Source organism: Pseudomonas sp. MPR-R2A5 (assembly GCF_058793055.1).
Map to the genome: position 1 here is coordinate 17,183 of NZ_JBXAFK010000049.1, position 14,695 is coordinate 31,877.

13 protein-coding genes are annotated in these 14,695 nt (G+C 63.1%); 9 read left to right on the forward strand and 4 right to left on the reverse strand.

Annotated elements, in window-relative coordinates:
• Entirely contained in the window at positions 1 to 1,092 is a 1,092-nt protein-coding gene (locus tag AC1Q6I_RS27755) for an AMP-binding protein (protein ID WP_024073247.1), read from the reverse strand.
• A gap of 432 nt (positions 1,093 to 1,524) precedes the next feature.
• Between AC1Q6I_RS27755 and ssuD the strand changes: the two genes are divergently transcribed.
• The 8 genes from ssuD to pgeF all read left to right on the forward strand — a co-directional run bounded on the left by ssuD (position 1,525) and on the right by pgeF (position 11,273).
• Complete coding sequence (ssuD, locus tag AC1Q6I_RS27760) at positions 1,525 to 2,670, forward strand: FMNH2-dependent alkanesulfonate monooxygenase (RefSeq protein ID WP_024073246.1); 1,146 nt, start codon at positions 1,525 to 1,527, stop codon at positions 2,668 to 2,670.
• On the forward strand, positions 2,667 to 3,512 hold the full coding sequence (locus AC1Q6I_RS27765; protein ID WP_102624499.1) for an amidohydrolase family protein: 846 nt from the start codon (positions 2,667 to 2,669) through the stop codon (positions 3,510 to 3,512). The genes ssuD and AC1Q6I_RS27765 overlap by 4 nt, the downstream gene beginning before the upstream one ends.
• 79 nt (positions 3,513 to 3,591) lie before the next feature.
• A complete protein-coding gene (locus tag AC1Q6I_RS27770) occupies positions 3,592 to 4,764 on the forward strand; it encodes an acyl-CoA dehydrogenase family protein (protein WP_069075231.1) in 1,173 nt (390 codons plus the stop codon).
• Positions 4,765 to 4,978: 214 nt separating this feature from the next.
• Positions 4,979 to 6,406, forward strand: coding sequence for an LLM class flavin-dependent oxidoreductase (locus AC1Q6I_RS27775; protein ID WP_069075232.1), 1,428 nt, complete (start codon positions 4,979 to 4,981; stop codon positions 6,404 to 6,406).
• 31 nt (positions 6,407 to 6,437) lie between these two features.
• On the forward strand, positions 6,438 to 7,688 hold the full coding sequence (locus AC1Q6I_RS27780) for an acyl-CoA dehydrogenase family protein (RefSeq protein WP_024073242.1): 1,251 nt from the start codon (positions 6,438 to 6,440) through the stop codon (positions 7,686 to 7,688).
• A gap of 193 nt (positions 7,689 to 7,881) precedes the next feature.
• Positions 7,882 to 8,661 carry a PhzF family phenazine biosynthesis protein gene (locus tag AC1Q6I_RS27785; protein ID WP_024073241.1) on the forward strand — a complete coding sequence of 260 codons (780 nt, stop codon included), beginning with the start codon at positions 7,882 to 7,884 and terminating at the stop codon, positions 8,659 to 8,661.
• A gap of 36 nt (positions 8,662 to 8,697) precedes the next feature.
• Complete coding sequence (gene ggt / locus AC1Q6I_RS27790; protein ID WP_093235691.1) at positions 8,698 to 10,527, forward strand: gamma-glutamyltransferase; 1,830 nt, start codon at positions 8,698 to 8,700, stop codon at positions 10,525 to 10,527.
• Between the two features lie 23 nt (positions 10,528 to 10,550).
• On the forward strand, positions 10,551 to 11,273 hold the full coding sequence (gene pgeF, locus AC1Q6I_RS27795; RefSeq protein ID WP_102624501.1) for a peptidoglycan editing factor PgeF: 723 nt from the start codon (positions 10,551 to 10,553) through the stop codon (positions 11,271 to 11,273).
• Between the two features lie 55 nt (positions 11,274 to 11,328).
• On the opposite strand, the gene ddlA is transcribed toward pgeF, so the two are convergent.
• The gene (gene ddlA, locus AC1Q6I_RS27800) at positions 11,329 to 12,423 is read right to left on the reverse strand and encodes a D-alanine--D-alanine ligase (RefSeq protein ID WP_102624502.1); all 1,095 of its coding nucleotides are present in this window, start codon (positions 12,421 to 12,423) and stop codon (positions 11,329 to 11,331) included.
• Positions 12,424 to 12,466: 43 nt separating this feature from the next.
• The gene (locus AC1Q6I_RS27805) at positions 12,467 to 13,105 is read right to left on the reverse strand and encodes a LysE family transporter (RefSeq protein ID WP_024073237.1); all 639 of its coding nucleotides are present in this window, start codon (positions 13,103 to 13,105) and stop codon (positions 12,467 to 12,469) included.
• A gap of 138 nt (positions 13,106 to 13,243) precedes the next feature.
• Here AC1Q6I_RS27805 and AC1Q6I_RS27810 point away from each other — a divergent pair, with 138 nt between their 5' ends.
• Positions 13,244 to 14,053 (forward strand): AraC family transcriptional regulator, encoded by an 810-nt coding sequence (locus AC1Q6I_RS27810; protein ID WP_102624503.1) that lies wholly within the window; start codon positions 13,244 to 13,246, stop codon positions 14,051 to 14,053.
• A gap of 40 nt (positions 14,054 to 14,093) precedes the next feature.
• Here AC1Q6I_RS27810 and AC1Q6I_RS27815 read toward each other — a convergent pair whose 3' ends face one another.
• On the reverse strand, positions 14,094 to 14,669 hold the full coding sequence (locus AC1Q6I_RS27815; protein WP_024073235.1) for a flavin reductase family protein: 576 nt from the start codon (positions 14,667 to 14,669) through the stop codon (positions 14,094 to 14,096).
• Positions 14,670 to 14,695: the final 26 nt, after the last annotated feature.

Genomic DNA, 14,695 nt, shown 5'->3' on the forward strand with positions numbered 1-14,695 from the left:
TCAGACGGATTGAGAAATCAGGGGGATGCGGGTATCGGCAGGTTCCTGCCGGGCGGAAGGTTCCTGCCAGTTGCCTGGGTGGATGCCCAGGGCACCAAAAAAAGCGGCGCTCTCTTGGCTCAGCGCGGGGCCGACCAGCAACGGCACGCGCAGGCGGCTCATGCCCAACACATCGAGCAAGGGTCTGCGGATCAGCCAGTAGCCGAGCCAGCGGCGGAAAGCCTGCGCGTCCGGCACCATCGCCCAGCGGTACAACCGATGACCGAGCGTGCCGGGTAACGGCAGACGCTCTCGCGCCCACTGCTCCAGACGGGCATAGGACTCACGCGTGCCCAGCACCAGGGTTGGCCCCAACTCACGGCGGTCGGTGTCGCGCGTGGCCATGGCTTCCGGGAAATTCAGGCAGAACCCGGCGCAGAGCCAGGGCGCCAGCAGGTAACGCGCCTGACCGCTGGCGGCGAACACACGGGCCGCCAAGGCTTCTTCGGCGCCGCTCAGGTGCTCGCGCGCTACCAGCTTGCGGGCGCCCCCCAGCAGCTGCGCATGGCTCAACCGTAGGGAAGGCCCGTGCGTATCGGCATGGAACACGAAGGCGATAGCCGCCGGTTCAGTCGCGCAGACCGGCGGTTCCGCCGCCACGCCAGAGAACAAATCGGCGTAAGCGCTCAACCCCTTCCCTTCACCGGCATTCAGGCCGCGCCCGTCGAGGAACAGCAGCACACGGGGTGGAAGATCGGCATGCCGGACCTGCTGCACGGCATCCAGGGCTTCGGCCAGCACGAAGCTCGGTCGCAGGCGGGCCAGCAATGCGCGGTTGTCGCGTTCGGGGTCCAGCAACGTGACACTGCCGCCCAGCCACTGCGCGGCCAGGGCCAGCAACAAAGCTTCGGAACGCGCCTGGCTGATGATCAGTAAATCGTCGTGGCGACCGAACCCGCGCTGATGCAGCGCTGCCGCAAGACGGCCAACATCCTGCGCCAACTCGCTCCAACTGCGGGCGTGCCAGATGCCCAGGCGCTTGTAGCGCAGGGCTACCGCCGAACCTCGGGTTTGGGCTTGCTGTAACAACGCCAGCGGCAGTGTCTGGGCCATGGGGACTCTCCTTCAGAGTGCTATACAGCCACTTTTGCAGTCTCCATGCCAAGATTTAAATTGTTATTTATCAACTAGTTATATTCATTTTGCGGAAACAATCATGTATTGATTTGGCACAGCCTGCTTAAAGCCTGTTGCCCAGCGAACACTTCTCTCTTTGCGCACAACTGTTTGCCGGGCAACAGCGTTTCAACACTTGCCCGCTTCCAGCGACAGTCATCGCCCCACATAAACCAATCATCACCTTATAAATCAATAAGTTAACGAATTGGTACGATGCTTGCTCTCTTGGAACTATCGGCCACAGCCACAGACTTGTTCCAACAAGCGCCTCTATAGAGCCGTGCCGGCCCTGCGTTGCACAACCTGCTGCCGTCTTACCTTACCCAAGGCAGCGGGCTTCTTATTTTTGCAGCGAGGAGCGTGTTGATGAGTCTTGATATCTTTTGGTTTCTGCCCACGTCCGGCGACACCCGTTATCTGGGCCGATCCGACAGCGGCCGCCCGGCCACCAACAAATACATGCAGCAAATCGCGGTAGCCGCCGAGAGCCTGGGCTATGACGGGGTGTTGATTCCCACCGGCAGCAGTTGCCTGGACCCGTGGATTACCGCCGCCAGCCTGGTACCGGTCACCCATCGCCTGAAGTTGCTGGTGGCGCTGCGCACCTCGCTGGGCAACCCCACGGCGTCGGCCCGTCAGGCGGCCACACTGGACCAGGCCAGCAACGGCCGCTTGCTGCTCAACGTCGTACCCGGCGGCGATGCCACCGAGTTGGCCGCCGACGGTATTTTCCTCGACCACGACCAACGCTACGAAGCCGCTGGCGAGTTCCTGACCGTTTGGCGTCGCTTGCTCAGTGGCGAGGTGGTGGATTTCACCGGCAAGCATGTGCGCGTCGAAGGGGCGCAGAACTTCTTCAAACCCATACAGCAACCGCACCCGCCCCTGTATTTTGGCGGGTCGTCCCCTGCTGCCCATGAACTGGCGGCCCAACAGGTCGACGCCTACCTGACCTGGGGCGAACCGCCGGCGGCCGTGGCCGCGAAAATCGCCGATGTGCGCGAGCGCGCGAAAAAATATGGGCGCACGCTGCATTTCGGTGTGCGCCTGCATGTGATCGTGCGTGAAACCAACGAGCAGGCCTGGGCGGCGGCCGAAGAACTGATCAGCCACCTCGATGACGATGTCATCGCCGACGCGCAAAATAATTACGCCAAGATGGACTCCGAAGGTCAGCGCCGCATGGCCGCCCTGCATGGTGGACAGCGCGACAAGCTCGAGGTCTCGCCCAACCTGTGGGCCGGTGTCGGCCTCGTGCGCGGAGGCGCCGGCACGGCGCTGGTGGGCGACCCTCAGACCGTGGCCAAGCGCCTGCAGGAATATGCCGACCTCGGCGTAGACCGCTTTGTACTGTCCGGCTACCCGCACCTGGAAGAGGCTTTCCGCTTTGCCGAACTGGTGTTCCCACTGTTGGGCAAACAGCCTGTCACGGTCCGCGACCAAGTACTCACCGGCGGCGCGTTCGACGTGCGGGCCGGCCACACATCGGTCAAGGACGAGGCCACGGCATGAACGTGATTGATATGCGCTGCCGCCCGGCGTACCTGCACGATTTTTTCGGCGCCACCCCAGGCAGCGCCGAGACCGCCACCGCCCGCTGGCTGAACCGGCGGGTGGGCACGCGTGGCGACGACGAGCACTTCGCCCGCTCGCGCACACCCCAGGGGTTTCTCGATGAAGTGCGCGACGCCGGGTTGAGCCGGGCGGTGGTGGTCGGTCGGCACACGCCCGGCCAGCATCTGCCCAACGACCTGATTCACAGCATCGTGCGCGACCACACTGAGTTGCTCGGCATCGCCAGCATCGACCCGGCGCTGCAGGGTATCGACGGCGCGCTGGGCGAGATCGAGCGCGCCATCTCGGCGCTGGGCCTGGCCGGGATCGACCTGGAGCCAGGGTTTGGCGAACCGGCCAGGCAGCCGGATGACCCGTTGTACTGGCCGATCTACGAGCATTTGCAGGCACACGGCATTCCGCTGTTTCTGATGAGCGGGCCGACCACCCCGGACCCCGCCTTCAACAACCCCGAACACCTGGCCAAGGTCGCCCGGGCGTTCCCGCAGCTGTCGATCGTCTGCTACCACGGCTACTGGCCCAACGTGCAGCAAGCGCTGGGCGTGGCGTTTCGCTACCCGAACATCTACCTGGTGCCGGACATGTACCTGTTCCAGCCCGGCAGCGACGCCTACGTGCAGGCGGCCAACGGCTTTCTGGCAGAGCAGTTGCTGTTCGGCTCGTCCTATCCGTTCCGCCCGATTCGTCAATCCATCGAGGATGTCCTGCGCCTGGGTTTCAAACCCGAGGTACTCGACAACGTCCTCTACGGCAATGCCGCCCGGCTGTTTGGGCTGTAGAACACCTCGCGCTACACGCTGGGACCGGCCGTCATCCAGGGGCGGCCCGGCGCCGTTTTCAACTTCAAGGAGTTCCCCTGTGACCACCCCCAACGATCCTGTGCTCGTCGCCCGCCGCCTGGCGGCCGACTGGGCCAGTACGGCTGCCGAGCGTGACGAGCGCGGCGGCACGCCGAAACGCGAGCGTGATGCCCTGCGCGACAGCGGCCTGTTGACCCTGAGTATTCCCCGTGAATTCGGCGGCCTCGGCGCCAGTTGGAGCGACACGCTGAACATCGTGCGCGAGTTCGCCAAGGTCGACAGTTCGATGGCCCACGTGTTTGGTTTCCAACACTTGATGCTGGCCACTGTGCGCCTGTTCTCGCGGCCCGATCAGTGGCAGCCCTGGCTGGAACAAACCGTCCGCCAGCGCTGGTTCTGGGGCAACGCCCTCAACCCGCTGGACACCCGTACCGTGGCCACGCGTATCGACGGCGGGCGGGAGTTTTCCGGGATGAAGAGCTTTTGCTCCGGCGCCAGCGACTCCGACCGGCTGATTGCCTCGGCGTTGGAGGACAGTGGCGCAGGCAAACTGCTGATCGCCGCGATCCCTACCGACCGCGTCGGCATTACCCTGCTCAACGACTGGAACAATATGGGCCAACGCCAGACCGACAGCGGCAGCGCCCGTTTCGAACGCGTGCGGGTGGCCGAGGATGAACTGCTGCTGGACCCGGGCCCGCTGAGCACGGTGTTTTCCGGGCTGCGGCCGCTGTTGGCGCAACTGACGTTCGTCAACCTGTTCCTGGGCATTGCCGAAGGCGCCTTTGAGCAGGCGCAGCACTACACCACCCACGAAGCACGCGCCTGGTTCAAGTCCGAGGTCGACCGGGCGGTCGACGACCCATATGTGCTAGCCCACTACGGCGAGTTCTGGGTCGGCCTGGAGGCGGTACGCGCCCTGGCAGAACGGGCCAACGCGTTGTTCGACAACGCCTGGAACCGCGGCGAACAGCTGCGCGCCGAGGAGCGCGCGAACCTGGCCCTGGCCATCGGCAGCGCCAAGGTCCATGCCACCCGGGTGGGCCTGGACCTGAGTTCGAGGCTGTTTGAGGTGACAGGCGCCCGCGCCACCCATGCCTCGCGGCGCTTTGATCGCTACTGGCGAAACCTGCGGACCCAAACCTTGCACGACCCGGTGGACTACCGCATCCGCGAACTCGGCGAGTGGGCCTTAAAGCAGAAACCGCCAACGCCGAGCTTCTATTCCTGAGGCTCGCGATCACGGCCAGGCAGGGTCGGTGTTCGCCACCATTCACCAAAACAACAAAGTGTTACCCAGTGATAGGCGCCCAGCCCAAAAGCCGGCAAAAACCCAGGTATTACAGCCCTTTAGCACTCGGCATGAACTATGCAATCACCCCTTTAAACCACGATTGGACCGCCGTGCGTGCCCCATGAATCAAGACAACTGGAGTTAATCGACTATGGCTTCCCGCATAATCCTCAATGCGTTTGAAATGACCTGCGTGAGTCATCAGGCCGCGGGCACCTGGCGTCACCCAGACAGCCAGGCATGGAAATACAAAGACCTTGATTACTGGGTGGAGTTGGCCAAGCTGCTTGAGCGCGGCTATTTCGACTCGGTGTTTATCGCTGACGTCGTCGGCGTCTATGACATCTATCGCGGCTCGGTGGAAACCTCCTTGCTTGACGCCGATCAGGTGCCGGTCAACGATCCCTTCTTTCAAGTGCCAGCCATGGCCACCGTCACCAAGCACTTGGGCTTTGGCGTGACATCGGCGCTGACCTATGAACAGCCTTACGCCCTGGCGCGAAAGTTCTCGACCCTCGACCATCTGACCAAGGGCCGCGTGGCGTGGAACGTGGTGACCTCGTACCTCAACAGCGCGGCGGTCAACCTGGGCCTCAAGCAACAGATCTCGCACGACGAACGCTATGACATCGCCGATGAGTTTCTGGACGTGACCTACAAACTGTGGGAAGGCTCCTGGGATGAAGACGCGGTGCTGCGTGACCGTGAGCGCGGGATCTTTACCGACCCGAGCAAAGTCCACCCGATCGGTCACAAGGGCAAATACTACGATGTGCCGGGCATCCATTTGTCCGAGCCGTCGCCACAGCGCACCCCGGTTATTTTCCAGGCCGGCGCCTCCAGCCGTGGCCGCGCCTTTGCCGCCAAGCACGCCGAAGGGGTGTTCATCAGCCCGGCCACCGCAGAACAGGCGCGCGAGGTGTCCGATGACATCCGCAACCGCGCCGTGGAAGCGGGCCGTAGCCGTGATTCGGTCAAGGTGTTCACGCTGTTGACGGTGATCACCGCTGAAAGCGATGAAGCCGCGCAAGCCAAATACCGCGACTACCTGAGCTATGCCAATGGCGAAGGCATGTTGTCGTTTTATGGCGGCTGGACCGGCATCGACTTTTCCGAATACGACCCGGACCAACCCCTGGAGGCGATCGACAACGACAGCATCCGCTCGGTGCTGGAACTGCTCGCCACCGCCGACCCCGACCGCAAGTGGACGCCACGCGACATCATCAAACACCGCAGCATCGGCGGCCTAGGCCCGGTGTTGGTGGGCGGCCCGAAAACGGTGGCCGACGAGATGGAGCGCTGGGTGGACGTCGGCGGTATCGACGGCTTCAACCTGGCCTATGCGATCACCCCGGGCACGTTCGAAGACCTCGTTGAGTTCATCGTTCCGGAGCTGCAACGCCGGGGCCGTGTCCGCACCTCCTATGAGGGCGACACCCTGCGCGAAAACCTGCTCGACGGCACTTCGCCGTATGCCGCCGACGACCATCCGGCGGCACGTTATCGCGGTGCATTCAAAACCGGCGCCAACGCCACCGATCACACCAAACCGTCCAAATTCTCTGACCTGACTTGACGCTTATCTGCGCTGAAGAGGAATCCATTCCATGTCCAGTTTCGCCACGCTGAACACACTGTCTGTCGGTACGGATTACGCAGCGCTCGCCGCGCGTTTTCGGCCGATCTTTGCGCGTATTGCCGAGGGCGCGGTCGAGCGCGAACGCACTCGCACACTGCCGTTCGAACCGATCAAATGGCTCAAGCAAGCCGGGTTCGGCGCCGTGCGTGTCCCGGTCGAATTCGGCGGGGCCGGCGCCTCGCTGCCGCAACTGTTCCAACTGTTGATTGAACTGGCGGCTGCCGACTCCAACGTGACACAAGCCCTGCGCGGGCATTTTGCGTTTGTCGAAGACCGCCTCAACGCCCAGGCATTCAGCCCGCAGAACGCCTGGTTCGGGCGGTTTGTGGCCGGGGAGCTGGTCGGCAATGCCTGGACCGAAGTCGGCGACGTGAAGATCGGCCAGGTGATTACCCGCATCAGCCGCCAGGGCGAGCAATGGGTCGCCAACGGCACCAAGTTCTACAGCACCGGCAGCCTGTTCGCCGACTGGATCGACCTGTACGCCCAACGGGATGACACCGGTGCCGATGTGATCGCGGCGGTCCGCGTGCAGCAACCGGGTGTGCGTCAAAGCGACGATTGGGATGGCTTCGGTCAGCGCACCACCGGCAGCGGCACTTCCGTGTTTGAAAACGCAGTGGTTGAAGACGACCACCTGATCGACTTCTCCACGCGCTTTAAATACCAAACGGCGTTTTACCAACTGACCCTGCTGGCCGTCCTGGTCGGGTCGGGGCAGGCGGCCGTGCGAGAGGTGGCCCAACAGGTACGTGTTCGCACCCGGGTGTTCAGCCATGGCAATGCCGCGGCGGTGCGTGACGATGCGCAGGTGCAGCAGGTGGTCGGCAAGGCCTCGGCGCAGGTCTACACGGCCGAAGCGGCTACCCTGCGCGCCGCACAGGCCTCACAACGCGCCTACGTGGCGCACTTCGCCAAGGATGCGCAAGCCGAACGCGAGGCCAATATTGCGGCAGAGCTGGAGTCGGCCCAAGCGCAAGTGGTGATTGCCGATCTGGTGCTTCGCGCCACCAGCGACCTGTTCAACGCCCTTGGCGCATCCGCCGCACGCACGAGCCTGCAACTCGACCGACACTGGCGCAATGCGCGCACAGCGGCCTCACATAATCCATTGATCTATAAAGAGCGGATCATCGGTGACTGGGAGATCAATGGCACCGAACCGCCCTACGTGTGGCAGATCGGCGGTGGCGGCCAGCAAAACCACGCGCAGAAATAGCGCCGGACTGTGTAAACCGCGACCTGAAAATGCCCCGGCCTGTCGGGGCATTTTTTCTGAGACACAGAAAAAACTCCGCCGCCCCCTTCCCTGCAGCTTGCATGCGCGCAAAAAAACACGCCTTCTGTATTTTGACGCTCCCCAGAGCCCGCTGTTAGTGTCCAGCCTCCCACCACGCATGGAGTACACCACGGTGAAACTGGACATCTACCAAGTCGACGCCTTCAGCCAACACCCCTTCGGCGGCAACCCCGCTGCGGTGTGCCCACTGACCGAATGGCTGAGCGACGCGCAACTGCACAACATTGCCGCCGAAAACAACCTCTCGGAAACCGCGTTCTTCGTGCCCCGTGGCGACTTCTATGAGTTGCGCTGGTTCACCCCGCAAGTCGAAGTGGACCTGTGCGGCCATGCCACGCTCGCGGCGGCGTGGGTGTTGATTCACCAGTTGCCGGATGCGCCTCAAGTGCTGCGTTTTGCCACTCGCAGCGGTGAGCTGCGGGTCACGCGCGAGGGTGATGAACTGGCGATGGATTTCCCTGCCAAAGCGCCGCAACCCTGTGAGCCGCCCGCCGGGATGTTGAGCGCCCTGGGGATTGAAAGCGCCGAGGTGTTCGGCACCGATGACTACATCGTGTTGCTGGAGGACGAAGCCCAGGTCGCCGCGCTCACGCCAGACTTTGCGCGACTCAAGGGCCTGCCCAAGCGTGGGATTGCAGTGACGGCCAAAAGCGCGCGATTTGATTTTATCTCTCGTTGGTTCGGGCCGAACGTGGGCGTCAATGAAGACCCGGTCACCGGTTCGGCGCACACGTCGCTGGCACCGTTCTGGGCCGAGCGCCTGGGCAAGTCGACCCTCACGGCGGAGCAAGGCGGCACACGCAAGGGCCAGTTGCGTTGTGCGCTCAAGGGCGACCGGGTGATCATTTCCGGCAAGGCGGTGCTGTATATGCAAGGCACGATTTACCTGTAGAACGCAGTAACCCACGAACAACAGATCATTCTCAAAATGAACGGAGTTCAGCGCGTGTTTTCGATTTACCGCCGTCAGTTGACGATCATTGCCGCAGCCCTGGCCCTCGCGGCCTGCCACCCCCCCGTCAACGAACAGCCACCGGCGCCGGAGTTGGGGTCGGGCTATCGCGCCGACCTCACCACCCAGCACGCCCAGCACCATATGGCGGCCGCCGCCAACCCGCTGGCGGCCGAGGCCGGGCGTGAAATGCTGCGCCAGGGCGGGTCTGCCATCGACGCGGCGATTGCCATGCAGGCCGTGTTGACCCTGGTGGAACCGCAATCGTCCGGCATCGGCGGTGGTGCGTTCATCATGCTGTGGGACGGAAAAAACGTGCACGCGTATGACGGCCGTGAGACGGCACCGGCCGGGGCGACTGAGCGCTTGTTCCTGAAGGCCGACGGCCAGCCGATGGCGTTTACCGATGCGCAGATTGGCGGGCGTTCGGTGGCGACGCCCGGTGTGTTGCGTGCACTGGACATGGCGCACAAAAAGACCGGACGCCTGCAATGGGCCAAGCTGTTCGAGCCTGCGATTCGTCTGTCGGAACAGGGCTTCGCGATTTCCCCGCGCTTGCACAGCCTGATTGCCGCTGACCGCTTTATCCCGCACTCGCCAGACATGGCCGCCTATTTCTTGAATGCCGATGGCACGCCGAAAGCCACCGGCACCCTGCTGAAAAACCCGGCGCTGGCCGCCGTATTCAAGCGCATCGCCCAGGATGGTCCGGACGCGCTGTACAACGGCCCGATTGCCGAGGAGATCGCCCGCAAGGTGCAGGGCAACCACAATGCAGGCAGCCTGTCGGCAACCGACCTCAAGGGCTACGCGGCAAAGGAACGCGTGCCGCTGTGTAGCGATTACAAGCGCTGGAAAATCTGTGGCATGCCACCACCGTCGTCGGGCGGGATTGCCATCGCGCAGATCATGGGCACATTGCAGGCGCTGGAGGCCCGCGACCCACGCCTGGCCATCGCCCCCATGAGGCCGGTGAAGAGCGCTTCGCCGGCCGGCCTTGAGCCGGTACCCGAAGCCGTGCACCTGATCGCCGAAGCCGGTCGCCTGGCCTTTGCCGACCGTGCGCTGTATGTGGCCGATGCAGACTTTGTACCGGTGCCCGTGGCCGGCCTGGTCGCGCCGAGCTACCTGGCCCAACGCGCCGCGCTGATCGGTGAACGCAGCCTGGGCATCGCCAAGCCCGGCCAGCCGGCCGGTATCCAGGTGGCCTACGCCCCCGACCGCTCGCCGCTGCGCATCTCCACCTCGCAGGTGGTAGCGGTGGACGACTGGGGTGGCGCCGTGTCGATGACCACCACGGTGGAAGCCGCGTTTGGCTCGCACCTGATGGTCCAGGGCTTTGTACTCAATAACCAGATGACCGACTTCTCGTTTATTGCCGAAGAAAACGGCCAGCCGGTGGCCAACCGCGTACAACCCGGTAAACGCCCGCGCTCGGCCATGGCGCCGACCCTGGTGTTCGACCGCCAGAGCGGTGAGCTGCTGGCCACACTGGGCTCGCCGGGCGGGTCGCAGATCATCGAGTACGTCAGCAAGTCACTGGTGGCCATGCTCGACTGGAACCTCGACCCGCAAGCCGCCATCAGCCTACCCAACTTTGGCAGCCGTAATGGCGCAACCGAACTGGAAAGCGGTTTGTTCAGCCCCGTGTTGAAACAGGCACTCAAGGACAAGGGCCATGCGCTGAGCGAGATTGAGATGACCAGCGGTATCCAGGCGATCATTCGCACGCGCGACGCCCAGGGTAAGGTATCGCTGAGCGGCGGCGCGGACCCTCGACGGGAAGGCGAGGCATACGGTGACTGAGGTCAATCAGCGGAGAAAGCCCCTTGCAGCAGGCCAATAATCTCGGCGCCCTCGCGGGTGTCGACCATGGTTTTTGTTTGATCGACGACCCATCGCGGCCAGATGAAGTATTCATCTGCAAGCAAGTGCACAGCGCCGCGGTGATTGAGTGGCAGGCGGGCCAGGTGGCCAATACGATCGAGGCGGATGGGGTACATACAGGCCATCACCAGCCGATCGCAGTGATCACCGCCGATTGCCTGCCCATTCTGTTCGCCGCCAAAAATGGCGAACGCGTAGCGGCCGTTCATGGCGGCTGGAAAGGCCTGCAACGCGGGATTGTCGCCACTACCGTGCAGCACTTTGCCGACGCAGGGATTGGCGTCGATCAGTTGCTGGTCGCCATCGGGCCATCGATCAAACCGTGTTGTTATGAAGTGAGCGAAGGGTTCATTGCCGAGTTCCAGGCTGACCAGGGCCACTTATGGCAACACGACCGGGCGCCATGGAGCATTGAGCAACCACGACCGCTGCTGGCGCCGCACATCACGCCCCCCCAAGCAAGACACACAGACAGTGCCTGGTTTGACCTGAGCCGGTATGGGCTGATGCTGCTGCAAGCGGCCGGGGTTCGGCGCGAACAGATCGAGGTGAGTGAAGTGTGTACGTATTGCACGTCGCCGCTGTTTGCCAGCTACCGCCGAAGGACCCATCACCCGCAGGAGACGAAGACGCTGATCTACTCGTGGATCGCTCGCAAACCCTGAGCGCGTACATCCCACCTGTGGCGGGGCCACTCGTCACAGCGCCCTCTCGGTATGTTCAGCGGCTGATTTTCAAGCCCTTGCGCCCCGCATGCCGCTCCAGCGCCAGCTCGATCAACCGGCTCACCAACTCGCTGTAACTCATCCCCGCCGCCTGCCATAACTTGGGGTACATGCTGATACGGGTAAAACCGGGCAGTGAATTGATTTCGTTGATCAACACTTCACCGTCATCGGTGAGGAATACATCGACCCGAGCCAACCCTGCGCACCCGAGCACCTCAAACGCCTCGATCGCCAGGCGGCGAATTCGCTCGCTGGCTTCAGTGCTGATATCGGCCGGGACCACCACCTGGGCGGCCTGGTCGTCGATGTACTTGCTGTCGTAGGAATAGAACCCGCTGCTCACCACGATCTCGCCGCAGCCGCTGGCGATGGGGTTATCGTTGCCGAGTACGGCGCATTCGATCTCGCGCCCCTGGACAGCGGACTCCACCAGCACTTTCTCATCAAAGCCCAAGGCCAGTTCGACGGCCGCGTGGTATTCGGCTTCGTTGGCGACCTTGCTCACCCCCACCGAGGAGCCTTGGTTGGCCGGTTTGACGAACATCGGCAGGCCTAGCGTATTCACGGCCGTTTCAAACGAGGTGCGGGCCGCGTTACGGCGCGTGAGGGTGATGAACGGGGTGACGGCAATGCCGGCGTCGCGCAGCAGGCGTTTGCTGACGTCCTTGTCCATGCACACCGCCGACCCCAGTACGTCAGAGCCGACAAAAGGCAAGTCGGCCATGCGCAGCAAACCTTGCAGGCAGCCGTCCTCGCCGAGGGTGCCATGGACGATGGGGAAGATCACATCGATGTGTTCCAGCAAACCACTGCCTGAGGTTTCCACCACTTGCTGGTTGGCCTTGCCGGGCACCACCGCCAGTTCACGATTGGATTGGTTGAGGGCGATCAGGGCCGGGTTTTCCTGGTTGATCAGGAAGTTCGAGGTGTCGTTGAGGTGCCAGTGGCCGGCCTTGTCGATGCCGATCAGGATGGGCTCGAAGCGTGACCGGTCAAGGGCATCGACAATGTTGCGCGCCGATTGCAGCGAGACTTCGTGCTCGGCCGAACGGCCACCAAAAATAATCCCTACGCGCAACTTGCTCATGATCCGCCTCGCTTTTGAAAGTAAGGCTTCTTACCACGGGTGGTCAGCGATTCGCTACCAGATGTGCGCCAAACAGCATGTAGCACCCACCGGCAAAGCGGTCGAGCCATTTACGCGAACGGCTGTAGAGGTTGGCCATGCGCGCGCTGGAAAACACCAGCGCCACGCTGGAGTACCAACTGAACGACAAGGTCGCCATGGTGATCACCGCCAGGGTCAGCAGCATCGGAGACGGTGACGGCGGCATGGTGGATGCGAAGATGGTCGCGACGAACAGTGCGGCCTTGGGGTTCGACAGGTTGCCCAACAAGCCCAGGCGCCAGGCGGAAAATAACGAACGCCGGGGTTCGTCCGGCAACAGGCTCTGGCCCATGGCCGGAGCCGAGCGCTTGAACAGTTTCAACCCGAGGTAGATCAGGTAGCAGCCGCCGATGATCTTGAACGCCAGGTACAGCATCGGCGCGGCGGTAAACAGCGACTTGATGCCCAGGCCACCCGCCAACCCCCACATGATCGTCCCGGTGGCCACACCTGCCGAGGCCACCACGCCATGGCGGCGCGAACAGCTGGCGGCGAGCTGCGCCGTGTTGAAGAAGTTGGGGCCGGGCGTGACCACTGCCACCGTCCACAGCAGGGCCAGCGAGACCAGCGGCGCCACGTAGGCGGGGTTGAGAACATCCATGGGAGCAACTCCATCAGCACAGGGCACGAACCGCGATCATAGGCCTCGCCTGCCCCCTGCACAATCGTACAAGACCCCGGCAGACAAGGGACGCAGACTGGGTTAACGTGTTTCCACCTCTTTTTGTGACAAGTCACCATGGGTAAACCCACCCCCACTCTCGACTGGCTGCACCGCGCCCCGCACGCCAGCGGCCTGGACCGTATCGAGGCGTACTTTGCCGGCTTCGCGTTCGACCCGCATCGCCATGACACCTACGCCATCGGCCGTACCTTGTTCGGCGTGCAGAGTTTTCATTATCGCGGCGACATGATCCACAGCCTGCCCGGCACGACCATGGTGCTTCACCCCGATGAGACCCACGACGGCCACGCCGGCAGTGACGAGGGCTTCAAGTACCGGATGATTTACGTAGAGCCGTCGCTGATCCAACAGATCCTCGGCGGCAAGCCGTTGCCGTTTATCCCCAACGGTTTATCCACCGACCCAAGGCTGTTCCGCGCCAGCGAAGTGTTATTGCAAAACCTGGATAACCCTATCGACCCGTTGCAGGAACAGGACGCGATGTTCAATCTGGCCCACGCGCTGAGTAACGCCTCCGGTGCCATTATCAGCCGCAAGACCTTCGATTACGTGGCCGCCGAGCGCGCCCGCGAATTTATCCACAGCGCCCTGGGCCGCAGCATCACGCTGGATGAAATCGCCGATCACGCCGGGCGCGATCGCTGGGCCTTGTCGCGGGATTTCCGTTTGCTGTTCGGCACCAGCCCCTACCGTTACCTGACCATGCGCCGGCTGGATCTGGTGCGTCACTTGCTGGCCCAGGGCCAATCATTGGTGGATGCGGCGATGACCGCCGGCTTCACCGACCAGAGCCATATGACCCGGCAATTTCGCAGCACCTACGGCATGCCGCCATCGCGTTGGGTGAAGATGCTCGGGCGCTGACCGCGCCCGCGTTGAAACACGCTCAACCACGGGGACATGCCTAGAGCTGATGCCCATCAATCGGCTGGCCGATGGTGAGGAAATGCCCACCCGCCACATGGTGCAAGGTGCGCAGCTCATCAAAACCTTCGAAGTGCCAGCGGCCATCACTGAACACGCGCTCGTCGGCATAGGCCGCGACCACTTCGCCGAGGAACAGGTCGTAGGTCTGCTGGTTGTGGGGTTCGGGCAGCAGCCGGCATTCCAACCAGGCGACGCAGCCTTCCAGCAACGGCGCGTCGGTGTATTCCCCTTGGAAAGTGTGCAAGCCATAGGCGGCGAACTTGTCGCGCTCGGTGCCGGTAGTGTTGCCGACAGTCTGCACCAGGTCGGCCTGCGCCGCGCAAGGCACTTGCAGCACGAAGGTACCGGCGCCTTCCAGCAGTTGGCGGGTCCAGGTGGCTTTGTCCAGCACCACAGCGACTTTCGGCGGTTCAAAGTCCAGCGGCATGGCCCAGGCGGCGGCCATAATATTGCGCTGGCCATTATGCGCCGCGCTGACCAGCACGGTCGGGCCGTGGTTGAGCAAGCGGTAGGCCTTGGACAGCGGAACGGGGCGACGGTGGGTAGGGCTCATGGAGGGTCGGCTCTTCAAACGTGAAA

Coding starts and splice junctions, on each gene's coding strand:
- AC1Q6I_RS27755 (WP_024073247.1), bottom strand. CDS start 1,092: ATGGCCCAGACACTGCCGCTGGCGTTGTTACAGCAAGCCCAAACCCGA.
- ssuD (WP_024073246.1), top strand. CDS start 1,525: ATGAGTCTTGATATCTTTTGGTTTCTGCCCACGTCCGGCGACACCCGT.
- AC1Q6I_RS27765 (WP_102624499.1), top strand. CDS start 2,667: ATGAACGTGATTGATATGCGCTGCCGCCCGGCGTACCTGCACGATTTT.
- AC1Q6I_RS27775 (WP_069075232.1), top strand. CDS start 4,979: ATGGCTTCCCGCATAATCCTCAATGCGTTTGAAATGACCTGCGTGAGT.
- AC1Q6I_RS27780 (WP_024073242.1), top strand. CDS start 6,438: ATGTCCAGTTTCGCCACGCTGAACACACTGTCTGTCGGTACGGATTAC.
- ggt (WP_093235691.1), top strand. CDS start 8,698: ATGAACGGAGTTCAGCGCGTGTTTTCGATTTACCGCCGTCAGTTGACG.
- ddlA (WP_102624502.1), bottom strand. CDS start 12,423: ATGAGCAAGTTGCGCGTAGGGATTATTTTTGGTGGCCGTTCGGCCGAG.
- AC1Q6I_RS27805 (WP_024073237.1), bottom strand. CDS start 13,105: ATGGATGTTCTCAACCCCGCCTACGTGGCGCCGCTGGTCTCGCTGGCC.
- AC1Q6I_RS27810 (WP_102624503.1), top strand. CDS start 13,244: ATGGGTAAACCCACCCCCACTCTCGACTGGCTGCACCGCGCCCCGCAC.
- AC1Q6I_RS27815 (WP_024073235.1), bottom strand. CDS start 14,669: ATGAGCCCTACCCACCGTCGCCCCGTTCCGCTGTCCAAGGCCTACCGC.